This is a genomic window from Streptomyces sp. WAC 04229 (assembly GCF_003947455.1).
Lineage (GTDB): Bacteria > Actinomycetota > Actinomycetes > Streptomycetales > Streptomycetaceae > Streptomyces.
Window position 1 is genome coordinate 1 of record NZ_QHJH01000171.1, and the last position, 15,340, is coordinate 15,340.

Sequence of the window (15,340 nt, forward strand, 5' to 3'; positions counted from 1 at the left end):
AACCGCCTGAAGCAGTGGCGCGGCATCGCCACCCGCTACGAGAAGACCGCGACCATCTACCTCGCCGGACTCCACATCGCGGGCATCTTCCTCTGGTCCGCCCGCTGATCCAAACGAAACCCCCTAGCACGTACATACAAGGTTCATGCCCTGCCGGTCGGGCCCCGACCGTAGGCTGTCGCTGGAGAAAGAGGGGGAGACGATGACTGACGACCGCAAGGACATCGTTCCGGTGTGGACGCTGGCGACCGGTGATGTCCGGGTGCCCGCATTGGCCGGGGACGGGCCCATGACGGCTGAGCGTCTGGCTGAACTGCGCGGGGCGCTGGCCGCCCTGGCCGACGAGCCGATCGCCACGCTTGAGGTACATCCGCTGCCCGACAAGCTCGACCGTGGCCGGGGCATCTCGCTCGATGCCGCGAGCCCCTTGGCGCAGCACCTCTCGCAGCTCATCACACAATCAGCGCGGAGTTCCTCGTCGGCTACGGCGACAGTGGCCGGCGAAGGCCTCTACCGCATGGTGATTCCGGCGAAGCTCGCCGCCCAGGTCGGTCAGGGCTGTCTTAGCCCGATGGTGGCGAAGGGCACGTCCAGTGCCATCCGAAGTGCGCTGGTGGACTCGTCGGGAAGAATCGCCGGTGCCGTGACGTTCGTGCCGGCCGGCCAAGCGGCAACGGCGGGCGCGGTCGGTGGAGCCGGTGCGACCGCGGGCGTGGCGGTCGGCGGCACTGCGATGCTCACCGTGGCCGCGCCGCTCGTCCTCATGGCCGTGGCGGTGGGGGTGAGCGCGCATGCGGACGGCAAGCGCCAGCAGGCAATCGAGCACATCACGGAGATGCTGGAGCAACTGCAGGAGCAGGAACTCGAACAAGAGCACAGCACACTCGACGGCTGCCGGGACGCCATCGACAAGGCCACCGCCATCCTGCTCGACCAGGGCAGGCCCGGGGTGTCGCTGGGTCTGGACTCGGCAGTGCACGCCATCAACTCTGCGCTGGGCGCCGTCGATCGCCGCCTTGCCAAGTGGCAGAGCGCACTCGACAAGCTGCCCGAGGGACAAGCCGTCGATCTCGGCACGCTGACCAAGTCGTTCCCCGGCATCGACGACGGTGGCGGCATCTTCCGCGCCCACCTGGAACTCGCCACTCTCGCCATCGCGCTCAAGCGGAGAGTCGTCGTCCTGCAGGCCGTCGAGCACGCGCAGAGCGACCCCAACAACCTGTTCGAGAGCTTCACCCGCGTCCTCAAGCGCGACCAGCAGCGCCTCGACACACTGGAGTCGAGCCTTGCCGGCGTTCTGGTCCGCCTGTCGGCACTGGAACTGACCCGCCCTCAGGGACGCCGGCCCGTCTTCACGAACGCTGAAGTCGACCGCCTGATGCGCGCGGCCCACCGGATCCGTCAGCTGGGCGACGGCGTCGCGGTCGACAGCCGCGCGACGGACGTGGCGATCGAAATCGCCCGTGACGAGGAGGGTTCCGTGACCGTGTTCCCCGCGCTGCCCGCGTCGGCGTGAACGCACGCGCGCACCTCGTTTGCGCGGTGGCTTGTTCATTGGCGGTCGGTGGCCTGGAACTCCATCCACTCGACTCCCGGGACGGTGAAGCGTGAGCCGGTGTTCACCGCAGCGATTCCTTCGAACTCACCGTCCGTGCCCGGAGCCCCAAGAGCCCAAGGTGTCGCGATCCGCCACGCGCTCTGAAGGACATCGAGGAGTGCGGCATCCGGACCAACCGACCCGAGTGGTGAGACCAGACGCAATTCGGCAAGCTCGGGGTACTTCCAGTACCGCTCGTAGGTGTCGAGCCTCAGGGGCCTGTCCAGCCGAGCCGCGAGCCGACCGACCACGCGCTCGGCCCCGCGGCGGTCGTTGACGCGTGCGTAGCAACGCCACCGGATCGTCTCGAACATTCGGCTGCTCGCCACGACTCACCCCTTGACCGTCCACGTCACCGAGTTCGACGTGGTCCCCCGCACCTTCGCGCTCCGCACCGCCATCGTCATGTCCACCACCTTTGCCGTCACCGTATGTGCGCGACGGCCCGACGGGACCCCGAGGGCCGCCGGTACGACCGACGTCCTGCCGCGGGCCTGCCTCGCCTCGCGGCCGTCGACGTACCAGCGGAGCTGGGGGCGGGCGAGGGTGCCGGCGGGAAGGGTGGCGAGGGAGACGGAGAGGCGGGCGAAGCGGGAGGTGCGGGTGGCGGGGTCGGCCAGCGGGGTGAGGGCGTTCGCCGAGCGGTAGAAGCCGGCGATCATCGCCTCGCGGCCGGGAAGGTTGAACTGGTCGGTGTTCAGCGAGCGCATGATGGAGTTGGCGGTGGGGCGGTAGATGCCGTACTCGTAGTAGTCGCCGCCTTCGAAGGTGTCGACGACGCCACCGCTCGGGTCGGCCTCTCCCAGCCAGTCGGCCCACTTGGCGCCCTGCGCGGCCATCCGGTCGGCGGTGAGCTTCGAGACGTTGGCCGCCGCCGGTTCGTCGCCCGGGTAGGCGCCGTAGCCGTCGTACTGGTACTCGTCGGCGAGGAGGCCGATGGAGTGGGCCATCTCGTGGGCCGCTATCAGGGTGGACTGGGCGTTGTCGGAGGAGAGGGTCGAGACGCCGTCGTAGCCGTAGTCGCCCGCGAGTCCGGAGTAGCCGGCGCCGCCGTACTTGGTGGAGTTGGAGACCACGATCACCAGGTCGGTCGCCGGGGCCTTGTCGGCGTAGGACTTGGTCTTGTCGAGGTCTACGCAGATCAGGCGTTCGATCTCGTCGCAGAAGAAGTACGAGCCGAGTGCGGTGTTCCTCGTCACGTCCTGTGTCGGGTCGCCCGTGACGCCCGAGTCCTGGGAGACCGCCTGCACCGCCCAGACGTTGAAGAGGCCCTCGTAGCTCTTGTACGGCTCGATGTCCGTCACCGCGTCCCACTTCGCGCGGGCGTCCTGGAGGAAGTCCTCCTGCTGTGCGGCGGTGTAGCCGTCGCCGATGATCGTCACGTCCAGGCGGTCGGCGGTCGGACCCGTCTCGGCGATCGGGACCACCTCGCCGTCCCCCACCCCAGTCCGCTGCCGGGAGGCCGGGGCCGACTGAGCGTGCGGGCTCGTCGCCGGGACGTCCGTGCGGGATCCCTCGCCCCTGGGGTCGGGGAAGTATTCGACGCCGACCCGGCCGCTCTCCTGCCTCGCCGTCGGTGCTTCGGCCGCGACGGCCACCGTGCCGGTCGCGGGCAGGAGGGCGGACAGGGCGAGGGCGGTCGCCGCCGCGGTTCCACGGATGCGTATGTGCACGGTGACAGGTCCCCACGACGACGACGGTGACGTAAGCGGTTGACGTAAGCAGGGATGTAAGTGTGCTTACGCGTCGGAGTTAAGTTAGAGGGCTGTTCCCTTTGCCGCAAGGGGTGTTGAGGATGTGGCGAGGTGTCAGCCGGATACCCGCAGCGCCTTCAGCAGCATCGGCAGCGACGCGTGCAACTCCCTCTCCCAGTAGGCCCATCCGTGGGTTCCCGGGCCGTAGAAGTTCGTCGTCACGTGCCTCGCGCCCACCCGCTTCAGCTCCGCTGCCAGTGCGTGGTTCTGGCGGTTGAAGTCGGCCTCCAGGGCGCTCGTGCTGCCCGGCGGGTCCAGGGGGCCCGTGGTGCCGTCGCCGCAGGACAGGTAGACCGGGATCGACTTGAGGCCCCGGGCGAGGTGGAAGGGGTCGTGGGACTGCCAGATGCGGCGTTGTGCCACGGGGTCGCCCCAGACGCGCAGCGGGTCGCCTCCCTGGCCGGCGAAGAAGCCCATGATGCGGTCGGTCGACTCGTCGTTGAGGAGGGGGTGCGCCGACGCCGAGTAGGCCGCCGTCGCCCTGAACATGCCGGGGTGCCGGGCCGCGTACGACAGGGCTCCCTGGCCGCCCATCGACAGGCCCGCCACCACGCGGTTGCCGCCGGCGCCCCAGTCACTTTCCAAGAGGCGGCGGAGTTCCACCGTGTGGAAGGTCTCCCAGGCCGGGTCGCCGCCCTTGCCGTGGTTCCACCAGTCGCTGTACCAGCCGTTCCAGCCCGCCTCGGGCATGACGACCAGCACGTCGCGCAGGCTGTCCGTCTGCGCCACGTCGGTCATCGCGGTCCACGACGTGTAGTCGCCGCAGCAGCCGTGCAGGAGCCAGAGCGTAGGCCAGTGTTGGCGGTGGTGCCGGTCGGAGGGCTTCCAGCCGTCGGGGGTGAGGAGGCGGACCTTGACGGTGCGGCCGCCCAGGGCCGTTGAGCGGACGGACAGGTCGAGCTGCCGGTTGGCGACCTGGGTGACGGCCACCACCTCCGCGCCGGGGCGGGAGGCGGCCGTCGCCCCTGCGGCCCGCGCGGCGGGGGCCGTCGGGGCCAGTGTCGCGAGCAGCACGATCAGGAGCAGTGCCGGGGCGAGGAACGCTCTGGCGCGCGGGCGGGGCGGGACGGTGGGCACGTTCGCGATCACGGCGGCTCCCTGGGGGTGGGTGGCTCTTCGTCGCGCTGTGGTGCGGGTCCTCGGACGTCTCACGGCTGTCTCACGGATGGCACACGGATGTTACGCGGGTGTCGCACGGACGTCAGTGGCCGTGCTTGCGGGTTGGCAGGATCAACGAGGCGTCTCCGACCGGGCGTTCGCCGGTCGCGTCGGACGGGGTGTTGATGACGGCGTCGTCCGTCACCATGGTCGTGGAGCCGCCGCCGTCCAGGTTGACCGCGTCGCGCAGGCCGAGCGACCTGGCGACCGCGGCGCTCTCGGGGATGCTCAGTCCGAGGGACCGGGTGCCGCGTCCGTCGGCGGTGACGAGTACGGTGCGGCCCGCTGCGTCCACGCCCGCCAGGGTGCGTGGGTTGCGTTTGTGCACCCAGCCGTAGTACCAGCTCGGATCGTCGGGGTGCACCATGCCGTCGGCGGCGGGGGTGACGTGGACACGGCCGTCGCGGACCAGTTCCGGGCCGGCGTTCACGATGTCGGTGCGGGGTGAGGGCTGGTACGGGCGGCCCCGGGCATCCAGCAGGGTCGTGTGCACGCGCAGGCGGTCGCCGACATGGGCCACGGCTGTCAGGTCCGCCACGCGCCGTCCCGTCGCCTGCACCGAACTGCCGCCCGGCGGGAGGGCCCCGCCCCGGGGTGAGCGGATCTCCACCACCCGGTCGTGCGCGTCCAGTACGGCTTCCGCCCCCTCGCCCCCGGGTGTACGGCCGCCCCCGAACTCGGGCGTGAAGGCGACCAGGTCGTCCGGGTTGGTGCAGGTGACGTCGTGCAGCGGCAGCGACGTGGGGAGGTCGCCCGGGGAGCCGCCGCAGTTCCTGATCAGGCCCGGCATGCGGTTGACGCCGCCCAGGCTCAGGGACGTCCCGTCGGCGGTGACCCTCCCCCGCCAGGTGAAGCGGGTGACCCGGGTGCCCCGGGCGTCGTCGTGGAGCACCAGGCTCGGGCGGCCCGCCACCGGTTCGCTCAGCAGGCGCCCGTCGTACACGCCCACGCCGGCCGGGTCGCCCGGCGCGCCCGCCTTGGGGTCGAGGACGAAGAAGCCCGCGTTGACCGCGGCGGTCGCGTCTGCCGCCGCCGACAGCCGGCTGGTCGTCTCGCGGGCCTCCAGGTCGGGGCCGTACGACGCGTCGAGGCTGCCGCGGAACCTGCGCGGGTCGACGGTCAGTACGTCCACGCGCCACGGGCCCCGGTCGGTGGCCTCGCCGTCCCAGCCCGTGTACACGGCGGATCCCGTGTAGCCCGCAGCTGTCAGGCGGGTGCGCTCGGCCGTCGCGTCGGACTGCGTGTCGTACGCCCCGATGCGGACCCGCCAGCCGAGGGTGCCGCCGGTGTAGTCGGCCGTGCGCGGAGTCCGCACCCGCTCGACACGGGCCTCGAAGCCCTTCTGGCGGAGATCGGCAGCGAGTTCGTCCGCGCTCGCCCGGTCCTTCAGGGCCGTCGGCGGCGCGTCCGGGTCGGGGGAGGTGTCGCCGCCCGGGATGGAGACCTCCACCGTCCAGTGGAGTGCCGGGTCCTCGGTGTTCCCGCGCACGATGCGGGTGAGGGTGACGCCCGGCTGGAGGGTCGTCGTGGTGCGGGTCTCGGGGAGGTCGCCGGGGCCCAGGGGGAGGGTGGTTCGGCTCGACGGATGAGGGTGCGGAGTCGACGACGTGGGCGGGCCCGCCTGTGCCGGCAGCGCGCCCAGGGCGGCGATGATGCCGAGTGCGGCGCCCGTGGCGCTCAGTCTCAGGTTCGTCCGGCTCTTCATCCGACCCGCCTCGTGCCGACCGCGGACACCAACCGACGCATGCTGCGCACAAGTATCGACCCGATACGGCTCGCGTCAAGAAGCGGTCTGCAAAGATGATGTTCCGACAGTCGGTCGCCATGTTCCTCCCGCCGGTGGACCGCGAGTTGAGGACGGAGTCAGGCCGCATGACCTCCCTGAGCGGTGGCGAGAACGCCGCCCACCCGTACCGGGTCGACACGAGCAAGCCCCATCCCGCCCGGATGTACGACTACTTCCTCGGCGGCAAGGACAACTACGAGGTCGACCAGCGGGCCGCCGAGGAGTTCATGAAGGCGGCGCCCGAGGTGCGCGAGGGCGTCCTCGCCAACCGGCGCTTCATGCACCGCGCGGTCCGGCACGTGGTGGCCGAGGGTGGCGTCCGGCAGATACTCGACGTGGGCACGGGTCTGCCCACCGAGCCCAACGTCCACCAGATCGCACGGGCCGTCGCCCCGGAGACCCGGGTCGCCTACGTCGACAACGACCCCATCGTCAGTACGCATTCCAGGGCGCTGTCGGACGACCCGGACACCGCAGTCGTCCTCGCCGACCTGCGCGATCCCCGCGCGATCCTCGACCACCCCGAGGTACGCGAGGTCATCGACCTGGACCGGCCGGTGGCGCTGCTGCTGGTGGCGGTCCTGCACTTCGTCTCCGACGCGGAGGACCCGGCGGGCATCGTCGCCACCCTGCGCGACGCGCTGCCCGACGGGTCCTACCTCGTTCTGTCGCACGCGACGGGCGACGTCCACGAGGACCGGCGCGCGGACGCGGCGGCCGTCTACAACAACGCCACCGCGTCCATGAACCTGCGCCGCCACGCCGACGTCCTCGACCTGTTCGGTGACTTCGCGCTGGTCGAACCGGGTCTCGTCCGGGTCACCGACTGGCGTCCCGAGGAGACGCCCCGGCCGGACGCGCCGCCGATCGGCATCTACGGCGGGGTGGCGAGGAAGGGCGCCTGACGGACGGGCAAGCCCGAACGGCCTTCCCGTCCGCTACCCCTTCTGCTCCACCCGCACCCAGTCCACCTCCGCCTGCACTCCCCCGGCCGCGATCCGGTCCACGCTGGACTGCGGCAGCCCCCAGTACGGGCTGGTGACCTTGTTCCAGCCGGCCGGGTACGCGCCGCCCAGCGCCAGGTTCAGGATCACGTACTGGTCGTGGTCGAAGACCCACTCCCCCCGCGTCGACTCCAGCTTGTTCCGGGTCGTCTCCTGGACCACCCGGTCGTCGACGGAGAACTTCATGCCGGTCGGCGTCCACTCCACCGCGTAGGTGTGCCACTGGTCGGCCCGGCCGCCGCCCGGGTACACCTGACGGGCCCCGATGTTGCCGTCCGCGGAGTAGCCGGGGCCGTGCAGGGCGCTGCTGGTCCAGTCGCCGTAGCCGATGTTCTCCATGATGTCGGTCTCGCCGGAGGCCGGCCAGGACACCGAGGGGTCGTCCACGTTGCTGCCCAGCATCCAGAAGGCCGGCCAGAAGCCGTCGCCGACCGGCAGCTTCATGCGGGCGCTGACCTTGCCGTAGGTGAAGTCGAACTTGGTGTTGGTGTCGATGCGTCCCGAGGTGAAGTCGTAGGTTCCGCCGCCCGCCTTGGTGCAGCCCTTGCAGTGCTTGGCGCGCAGGACCAGGGCGCCGTTCTCCAGGCGGATGTTGTCGGCGGAGTCGACGTACGCCTGCGACTCGCCGTTGACGGAGCCCATCTCCGTGCCGGTGCGCACGACGCGCCACTTGGCCCGGTCGAGGGAGCCGGACGTGAAGTCGTCGAAGAACGTGGTGCGGTACGTGCCGGACTGCTCGCCCGGCAGCGCCGGGTACGCCGCCGCCGCGCTGCCTCCCGTGCCCCAGACCTCGAACTCGTAGAGCGAGTAGCCGAACTGGGCGGTCGACGGGGCCGGGTTGTAGAAGGAGCGGCGTTCCTTGCCGAGCATGCGGACGTAGCGGCCGGTGGCGGGCTGCGGCAGGCGGACGCTGTCGTGGCGGCCGGTGGCCTCGCCCGGGGACTTGACGTCGGCGCGGCGGGCGGCGACCTCGCTCGCGGAGGGGCGGTACACGGTGCGCCAGGTGCGGTTGTCGTCCGAGACCTGGAGTTCGTAGTCGACCGCGTACGCCGCCTCCCAGTACAGGTCCACGGTGTCGACGACCGAGGTGGCGCCGAGGTCGACGGAGACCCAGCGGTCGGCGTTCCAGTCGCTGGACCAGCGGCTCGCGTCGGCCTTCAGGTCGGCCGGGCGGCCGCCGTCGGTGACGAACGCCGGTGAGTTGCCCGCGTGCTGGTAGAAGTTCGCGTACGCCGGGTGGTTCAGGGCGAGGTTGGTACGCGTGGTGGACGCGGGGGCCGGTTCGCCGCCGTAGACCTTGAAGGAGTAGAGGGAGTAGCCGTAGGGGGTGGCCCGTTCTACGCCGCGCATGCGGACGTAGCGGGCGGTGACCTCCTGCGGGTAGGTGTGGGCGGTGACCGATCCGCCCGTGCCCGCGGTCTCCGTGTAGAAGGGGGTCCAGTCGGTGCCGTTCCTGGACGCCTCCAGCACGTATCTCTTGCCGTAGGCGGCCTCCCAGTCCAGGGTGACGCGGTCGACGCGGATCACGGCGCCGAGGTCGACGCGGATCCAGGCGGTGTCGGTGAAGTCGCTGGACCAGCGGGTGGCACCGTTGCCGTCGAAGGCCAGGCCGGGTGCGGTGCCCGCGTTCTCGCTGGCCGAGGCGGTCACCGCGGCGGGGTTCGCGGTGTACGCGGAGGCCGCGCGGTCGGTGTCCCAGGCCGCGGCGGCGGACGGCTCGGCGGCCGCGGGGGTGGTGAGGACCGGGCCCGCCGCCAGCAGGGTCAGCGCGGCGAGGGCGGTCAGGAGGGTGCGGGGGGTACGGGATGGCATGGGGGTCTCCTCCGGACGAGTTACTGCCATGCGTGAAGGCCATGTACCTGACATGCATGTGCTCGGCCGTACGGGCGGGGCCGTGGTGGGCGCGGACTCCCGCATCCGCGCCCACCACGGAGTCAGGCCGCCTTGCGCTCGCTCTTGCGCGCCCGGCGGATGATGTCCGCGTAGTGCCGCCCGCTGCCCTTGACCGTGCGGACCTGGGTCGCGTAGTCCACGTGGACCAGGCCGAAGCGCTTGTCGTAGCCGTACGCCCACTCGAAGTTGTCCAGCAGCGACCAGGCGAAGTAGCCCGCCAGCGGGGCACCCCTGCGGGCGGCCGAGGCGCAGGCCGCGAGGTGGGCGGTCAGGTACTCCTGGCGCTCCGGGTCGTCGATCGTGCCGTCGGGGCGGACCACGTCGGGGAAGGACGAGCCGTTCTCGGTGACGTACAGCCTGCGCGGGCCGTACTCGTTCGTCAGGCGCAGCAGCAGCTCCTCGATGCCACCGGCGTCGATCTCCCAGTCCATGCCGGTGCGCGGCACGCCGACCCGGCGGACGGTGCGGACGTGGGGGGCGGGTCCGGTGGGGTCGTCGGCGACGGTCTGGGGGAAGTAGTAGTTCAGGCCCAGCCAGTCCAGCGGTGCGCCGATGAGGTCCATGTCGCCCGGCTGCTCGGGGAGTTCGACGCCGTAGACCTCGCGCATGTCCTCCGGGAAGCCGCGGCCGTGGACCGGGTCCAGCCACCAGCGGTTGGTGTGTCCGTCCATGCGGCGGGCGGCGGCCAGGTCCTCGTCGCGGTCGGTGGCGGCGTGGATGGTGGAGAGGTTGTTGACGATGCCCACCTGGGCGCCCGGGGCCGCGTCGCGGATCGCGCGCATGGCCATGCCGTGGCCGAGGAGCAGGTGGTACGAGGCGCGCACGGCCGCGGTCAGGTCGGTCCAGCCGGGGGCCATCTTGCCCTCCAGATGCCCGATCCAGGCGGAGCACAGCGGCTCGTTGAGGGTGGCCCAGTGCTGGACGCGGTCGCCGAGGCGTTCGGCGACGACTGAGGCGTAGGACGCGAAGTGCTCGGCGGTCGCGCGCTCGGGCCAGCCGCCCCGGTCCTGGAGCGTCTGCGGCAGGTCCCAGTGGTAGAGGGTGACGGACGGTGTGATGCCGGCCGCCAGCAGGTCGTCGATCAGCCGGTCGTAGAAGGCCAGCCCCTTCGCGTTGACGGGGCCGTCGCCGCCCGGCACGACGCGCGGCCACGCGATCGAGAGGCGGTAGGCGTTGGTGCCCAGCCTCCGCATCAGCTCGATGTCCTCGTGCGTGCGGTGGTAGTGGTCGCAGGCGACGTCGCCGTGGTCGTTGTTGTCGATTTTCCCGGGGGTGTGCGAGAAGGTGTCCCAGATCGACGGCGAACGTCCGTCCTCCGCCACGGCTCCCTCGATCTGGTACGCCGATGTGGCCGTGCCCCACAGGAAGTCGTGCGGGAGTGCGGCGAGGTCGATGGTCACGTGGGTCCTCTCGGGTTCGGGAAGGTTGGTCGCGGTCACTTGACGGCACCCGCCGTCAGCCCCGCGACGAGATAGCGCTGGAGAAGCAGGAAGCCCGCCACCACGGGGACGCTGACCACCAGGGAGGCGGCCATGATCTGGTTCCAGTACACGTCGTTCTGCGTGGAGTAGCCCTGGAGACCGACCGCGAGGGTGCGGGTGGCGTCGTTGGTCATCACGGAGGCGAACAGGACCTCGCCCCACGCGGTCATGAAGGCGTACACGGCGACCGCGACGATGCCGGGGATCGCGGCCGGCACCACGACCTTGAACAGCGCGCGCAGCGGCCCGCAGCCGTCCACCAGGGCCGCCTCGTCCAGGTCGCGCGGCACCGAGTCGAAGTAGCCGATGAGCATCCAGATGGAGAAGGGCAGGGAGAAGGTCAGGTACGTGAGGATCAGGCCGCCACGGGAGCCGAACAGGGCGATGCCGGTGGCGTTGCCGATGTTCACGTAGATGAGGAACAGGGGCAGCAGGAACAGGATGCCCGGGAACATCTGCGTGGACAGGACGGTCACCGAGAAGACGCGCTTGCCTCGGAACTCGTAACGGCTGACCGCGTAGGCGGCGAAGACGGCGATCACGACGGAGCAGACGGTCGCCGCACCCGCCACGATCAGCGAGTTGACGAAGTACTTCGCCAGCGGGACAGTCGACCAGATGTCGATGTAGGGGCGGATCGTCAGCTCGCTGGGCAGCCAGCGGAACTTGCTCGACACGTCCTGGAGCGGCTTCAGCGAGCTGGACACCATGACGTACACCGGCAGCAGGACGAAGCCGGTGAGCAGGGTGAGGAAGACGCGGCGGGTCCAGAGGAAGGAGCGCGGCGCCGCCATCGTGGACCTAGACATCGGCCGTCTTCCTCTCGCGGGAAGCCCGGGCGGCCCGGGGGGTCCTGGCGGACCGGGAGGTCAGGAACAGGTACACGCCCGTCACCAGCAGCAGGAAGAGCAGCAACAGCACCGACATCGCGGAACCGGCGCCGAAGTTCCAGGTGACGAACGACGACTGGTAGATGTGGATGGAGATCAGGTCGGCGGCCTCCGGCGCGGCCTTGCCGAACAGGACGAACGGCGTGTTGAAGTCGTTGAAGGTCCACAGGAACAGCACGAGGACCAGGACCTGGTTGACCGGACGCAGCGACGGCAGGGTGATGCGGCGGATCTGCTGCCAGACGCCGGCGCCGTCCAGGGCGGCGGCCTCGTACAGCTCCTTGGGGATGTTCTGCAGGCCTGCCATGACGATGAGGAAGGCGAACGGCCAGCCCTTCCAGACCGACACCACGAGCAGCGCGACGAAGCTGTTGTCGCCGATCAGCCAGAAGGAGGGCTTGTCGGTGAGGCCGAGCTGGTCGTGCAGGACGTGGTTCACCAGTCCGTTGTCGTGCTGGAACATGAACGCCCAGGTGATGACGGCCGCGTAGACCGGCAGGGCGTACGGCACCAGGAAGATCGCCCGGAGCAGGCCGCGGCCGCGGAAGGCGTCCTGCATGCAGATCGCCGCGGCGGTGCCGATCAGCCAGCACAGCCCGACGGACAGCACGGTGAAGGCGCAGGTGACGAGGAAGGAGTGGAGCAGGGCCTCGCCGACGGGTGCGTCGAAGTCGACCGACATGCTGTAGTTGTCGAGGCCGGTCCACGGGGCGACGGTCCAGTCGCGGATGTAGAACTGGGTGAGCTCCTTGAAGCTCATCACGATGCCGATGACCATCGGCACCAGGTGGACGAGGAGTTCGAGGAGCAGGGCCGGCAGGAGCAGCAGGTAGGGCAGGCCGATGCGGCGGATCCGCCCGGGACGGCGGCGGGGTCCGCGCGCCGTCCCGGGGGAGCTCTTGCCGACCGTCCGCTCGCCGGGCTGCGCCGAGGCGGTCGTGGTGGTCATGGCGAGATCCGTGTCGTCGTGTCGGAGGCGGTGCGGGTCCGTGGGGGTCGGGGCGCGCTCACTTCGTCGGCATCTGCTGCTGGGCCTTGGCGAGCTTCTCCTTGACCGACTCGGCGGTCACCTCACGGCCGGCCGCCGCGTCCGCGAACAGCTCCTTCACGGCCGTGCCGACGGCGGTCTCGAACTGCGACTCGTCGGGCACCTGGGGCAGCGCGGCGGCGCTGGTGGCGAGGGTCTCCCGCAGCACGGCCGTGGCCTGGGTGTTGAACGCCGGGTCGGTCTGTGCGGCCTTGACCGGCGGGATGGATCCGTACGCCTCGTTGAGGATCTTCTGCTCGGCGTCGCTGGTCATGAACTTCACGAACTTGGTGGCGCCGTCGACGTTGTCGGTGTTCTTGAAGACGGCCATGTTGATGCCGGCGACCATGGAGTTGGTGGCCTGGCCGGTGCCGGGGGTGCCGGACGCGACGGGGGCGGGGGCGACGCCCCACTCGTCCTCCTCCATGCCCATGGTCTTGAAGGTGGCGGAGGCGGTCTGCCAGAGCACCATCGCGGTCTTGCCCTTGGCGAAGTCGCTGAGGGACTGGTTCTGCGCGTACTCGGCGTTGCCGGGGGCGATGACCTCGTCCTGGGCCATCAGGTCGACGTACTGCTTGACGGCCGCTACGGCCCCGTCGGAGGTGAAGTCGGGCTTGCCGTCGGCGGTGAAGAAGTCGGCGCCGTGCTGCTTGCCGAGGACGAAGACCTGGTGGATGTTGTTCGACAGGTTGGAGCCCTCGGCGCCGAGGGCCCACTTGCCGTCCTTCGAGATCTTCTTGCCGGTCTCGACCAGCTCGTCCCAGGTGGCCGGGGGCTTGGTGACGCCCGCGTCGGCGAACATCTTCTTGTTGTAGTAGAGCGCGTAGGCCATCGAGTACAGCGGGACGGCCGCCGGGTCCTGTCCCTCGACGCCGGTGGAGCCGAGCGCGGACTCCACGAAGCGGTTCCTGCCGCCGATCTTGTCGAAGTTCTTCGCGTCCCAGGGCAGCAGCGCGCCGGTGGCCTGGAGGGAGGCGCTCCAGGTGTTGCCGATGTTGAGGATGTCCGGGCCCTGGCCCGAGGTGGTGGCGGTGAGGATCCGGTTGAGCAGGTCGGACCAGGGCACGACCTCCAGCTTCACCTTGATGCCGGTCTCCTTCTCGAACTTGTCCAGTTCGGGCTGGAGGACCTTCTTGTCGACCTCGACGCTGGCGCCCTGGTTGGAGGCCCAGTAGGTGAGTTCCTTCGGCGAGTCGTTGGATCCGCCGCCCGAGGAGGAACCCCCTCCGCAGGCCGAGGCGGCGAGAGCGAGAGACATGGTGACGGCGCCTACGGCCGCGGCTCGGATACTGCGCATGGCTCCTGGGGTCCCTTCCGGGAGTCGGTCGAGAAGTCCGAGGACGGCCCCGGTGTACTTCCCGAAGCCCCTCATGGCTTAATTTAGGACGTGAGTTAAACCCCGAGAGAAAGACTCGTCAAGGTGTCGCGCGCGGTCGAAAGGCGGGCGGAGGCGCCCGAGGAAGGGGCCGGATGGCCAGGCACAGCGGGCGAACCGTCCGTGACCTGCGGCGCGAGAGCCGCACCGCCGTTCTGCAACGGTTGTATTTCGACGGGCCGATGAGCCGGCTCGCGCTGGGTTCGGCGGCCGGACTGAGTTCGGGTTCTGTCAGCAACGTCGTCGCCGAGCTGATCGCCGACGGTCTGGTCGAGGAGGCGGGCAGCCTCGGCACGGACGGCGGCCGACCGCGCACCCTCGTCCGGATCGCGGCGGACCGGGGCCGCCTGGTCGGGGTCGACGTCGGCGAGACCCGGGTGCGCGTCGAGCTGTTCGACCTGTCGATGTCCGAACTGGCCCGGACAGAGCGGGCGTTGCCCGGGCACGGCTCGCGCACGTACGACGTGCGGGTGGTCGCCGGACACATCCTGGACGGCATCGCGGAGGTCCTCGGCACCCCCGCGCCGGGGCAGGGCGAGCTGCTGGGCGTCGGCGTCGGGGTCCCCGGCATCGTGGAGCACACCGCCGACGGCGCCCTGGTGCACGGGCAGACCATCGGGTGGGACGCGGTGCCCCTGGAGGCCCTGCTGCGGGACTCTGGACGGCTGCCCGGGCACGTGCCGCTGTTCATCGACAACGGCGCCAAGACGCTGGGGCAGGCCGAGATGTGGTTCGGCGGCGGGCGCGGCGCGCACAACGCCGTGGTCGTGCTCTTCGGCTCCGGCGTAGGCGCCTGCGTCGTCACGGACGATGTGGAGGGCGGCCGCGCGGTGGAGTGGGGGCACCTGACGGTGCGGGTGCGGGGGCGCCGGTGCCGGTGCGGGGCACGGGGATGCCTGGAGGCGTACGCGGGCGCGGAGGCGCTGCTGGCGCGGTGGCGGGAGGCGGGTGGGCAGCCGCCGCCCGGCGTCGACGAGGAGGCCGCGCTGACCGCCCTGCTGTCCGCCGCCCGCCCCGGGGACGGGGGCGCACCGGACCCCGTGGCGGCCCGGGTCCTGGCCGAGACCGCCGAGTACCTGGGCGCGGGCCTCTCCGACCTGATCAACCTCTTCCAGCCCGAACGGGTCGTCGTGGGCGGCTGGGCCGGACTCCAACTGGGTGCGCCCTTCCTGGAGTCGGTGCGGGTCCACGCGCTCGCCCACGCGCTCCGACACCCCGCCGGGCGGGTGGGCATCGCCCTCGGCCGCCTCGGTCCCGACGCGGTGACGGTCGGCGCCGCGACCCTGCCCCTCGCGGCCTTCTTCGCACGCGGCGGCCGACAGCCACCGGTGACCGCCCCCGGGCCGGTACCGGCGTGGCGGGCGGCCCTCGGGGG

The 15,340-nt window shown here is 70.9% G+C and carries 12 protein-coding genes and 1 pseudogene; 4 read left to right on the plus strand and 9 right to left on the minus strand.

The features are described 5' to 3' along the window. A pseudogene (locus DMH12_RS40565) lies at window positions 1-108 on the plus strand (IS5/IS1182 family transposase); the annotation flags it as partial. 94 nt (window positions 109-202) lie between these two features. Continuing rightward, complete coding sequence (locus DMH12_RS30325) at window positions 203-1,516, plus strand: hypothetical protein (RefSeq protein WP_125494627.1); 1,314 nt, start codon at window positions 203-205, stop codon at window positions 1,514-1,516. A gap of 35 nt (window positions 1,517-1,551) precedes the next feature. Here DMH12_RS30325 and DMH12_RS40035 read toward each other — a convergent pair whose 3' ends face one another. The 4 genes from DMH12_RS40035 to DMH12_RS30345 form a co-directional block, all read right to left on the minus strand. Next, window positions 1,552-1,911, minus strand: a complete 360-nt coding sequence (locus DMH12_RS40035) for a hypothetical protein (RefSeq protein ID WP_260474396.1) — start codon at window positions 1,909-1,911, stop codon at window positions 1,552-1,554. 18 nt (window positions 1,912-1,929) lie between these two features. Next, window positions 1,930-3,270 (minus strand): M64 family metallopeptidase, encoded by a 1,341-nt coding sequence (locus DMH12_RS30335; protein WP_125494628.1) that lies wholly within the window; start codon window positions 3,268-3,270, stop codon window positions 1,930-1,932. A 135-nt stretch (window positions 3,271-3,405) separates the two neighbouring features. Then, the gene (locus tag DMH12_RS30340; RefSeq protein ID WP_185832641.1) at window positions 3,406-4,440 is read right to left on the minus strand and encodes an alpha/beta hydrolase family protein; all 1,035 of its coding nucleotides are present in this window, start codon (window positions 4,438-4,440) and stop codon (window positions 3,406-3,408) included. Between the two features lie 112 nt (window positions 4,441-4,552). Beyond that, the gene (locus DMH12_RS30345) at window positions 4,553-6,214 is read right to left on the minus strand and encodes a phosphodiester glycosidase family protein (RefSeq protein WP_125494629.1); all 1,662 of its coding nucleotides are present in this window, start codon (window positions 6,212-6,214) and stop codon (window positions 4,553-4,555) included. Window positions 6,215-6,381: 167 nt separating this feature from the next. On the opposite strand from DMH12_RS30345, the gene DMH12_RS30350 reads away from it, so the two are divergent. Next, the gene (locus DMH12_RS30350) at window positions 6,382-7,200 is read left to right on the plus strand and encodes an SAM-dependent methyltransferase (protein ID WP_125494630.1); all 819 of its coding nucleotides are present in this window, start codon (window positions 6,382-6,384) and stop codon (window positions 7,198-7,200) included. A 33-nt stretch (window positions 7,201-7,233) separates the two neighbouring features. Here the strand turns inward: DMH12_RS30350 and DMH12_RS30355 are convergent, their stop codons facing one another. The 5 genes from DMH12_RS30355 to DMH12_RS30375 form a co-directional block, all read right to left on the minus strand. Beyond that, on the minus strand, window positions 7,234-9,111 hold the full coding sequence (locus DMH12_RS30355) for a discoidin domain-containing protein (protein ID WP_125494631.1): 1,878 nt from the start codon (window positions 9,109-9,111) through the stop codon (window positions 7,234-7,236). A gap of 122 nt (window positions 9,112-9,233) precedes the next feature. Continuing rightward, a complete protein-coding gene (locus DMH12_RS30360) occupies window positions 9,234-10,592 on the minus strand; it encodes a GH1 family beta-glucosidase (RefSeq protein ID WP_125494636.1) in 1,359 nt (452 codons plus the stop codon). Window positions 10,593-10,627: 35 nt separating this feature from the next. Beyond that, window positions 10,628-11,467 carry a carbohydrate ABC transporter permease gene (locus tag DMH12_RS30365; RefSeq protein ID WP_122619036.1) on the minus strand — a complete coding sequence of 280 codons (840 nt, stop codon included), beginning with the start codon at window positions 11,465-11,467 and terminating at the stop codon, window positions 10,628-10,630. Between the two features lie 7 nt (window positions 11,468-11,474). Next, the gene (locus DMH12_RS30370; protein ID WP_125494632.1) at window positions 11,475-12,512 is read right to left on the minus strand and encodes a carbohydrate ABC transporter permease; all 1,038 of its coding nucleotides are present in this window, start codon (window positions 12,510-12,512) and stop codon (window positions 11,475-11,477) included. A gap of 58 nt (window positions 12,513-12,570) precedes the next feature. Continuing rightward, window positions 12,571-13,887, minus strand: coding sequence for a sugar ABC transporter substrate-binding protein (locus DMH12_RS30375; protein ID WP_125494633.1), 1,317 nt, complete (start codon window positions 13,885-13,887; stop codon window positions 12,571-12,573). A gap of 173 nt (window positions 13,888-14,060) precedes the next feature. Here DMH12_RS30375 and DMH12_RS30380 point away from each other — a divergent pair. Further along, the coding region (locus DMH12_RS30380) for an ROK family transcriptional regulator (protein WP_148107557.1) at window positions 14,061-15,340 on the plus strand (1,280 nt) is incomplete at its 3' end.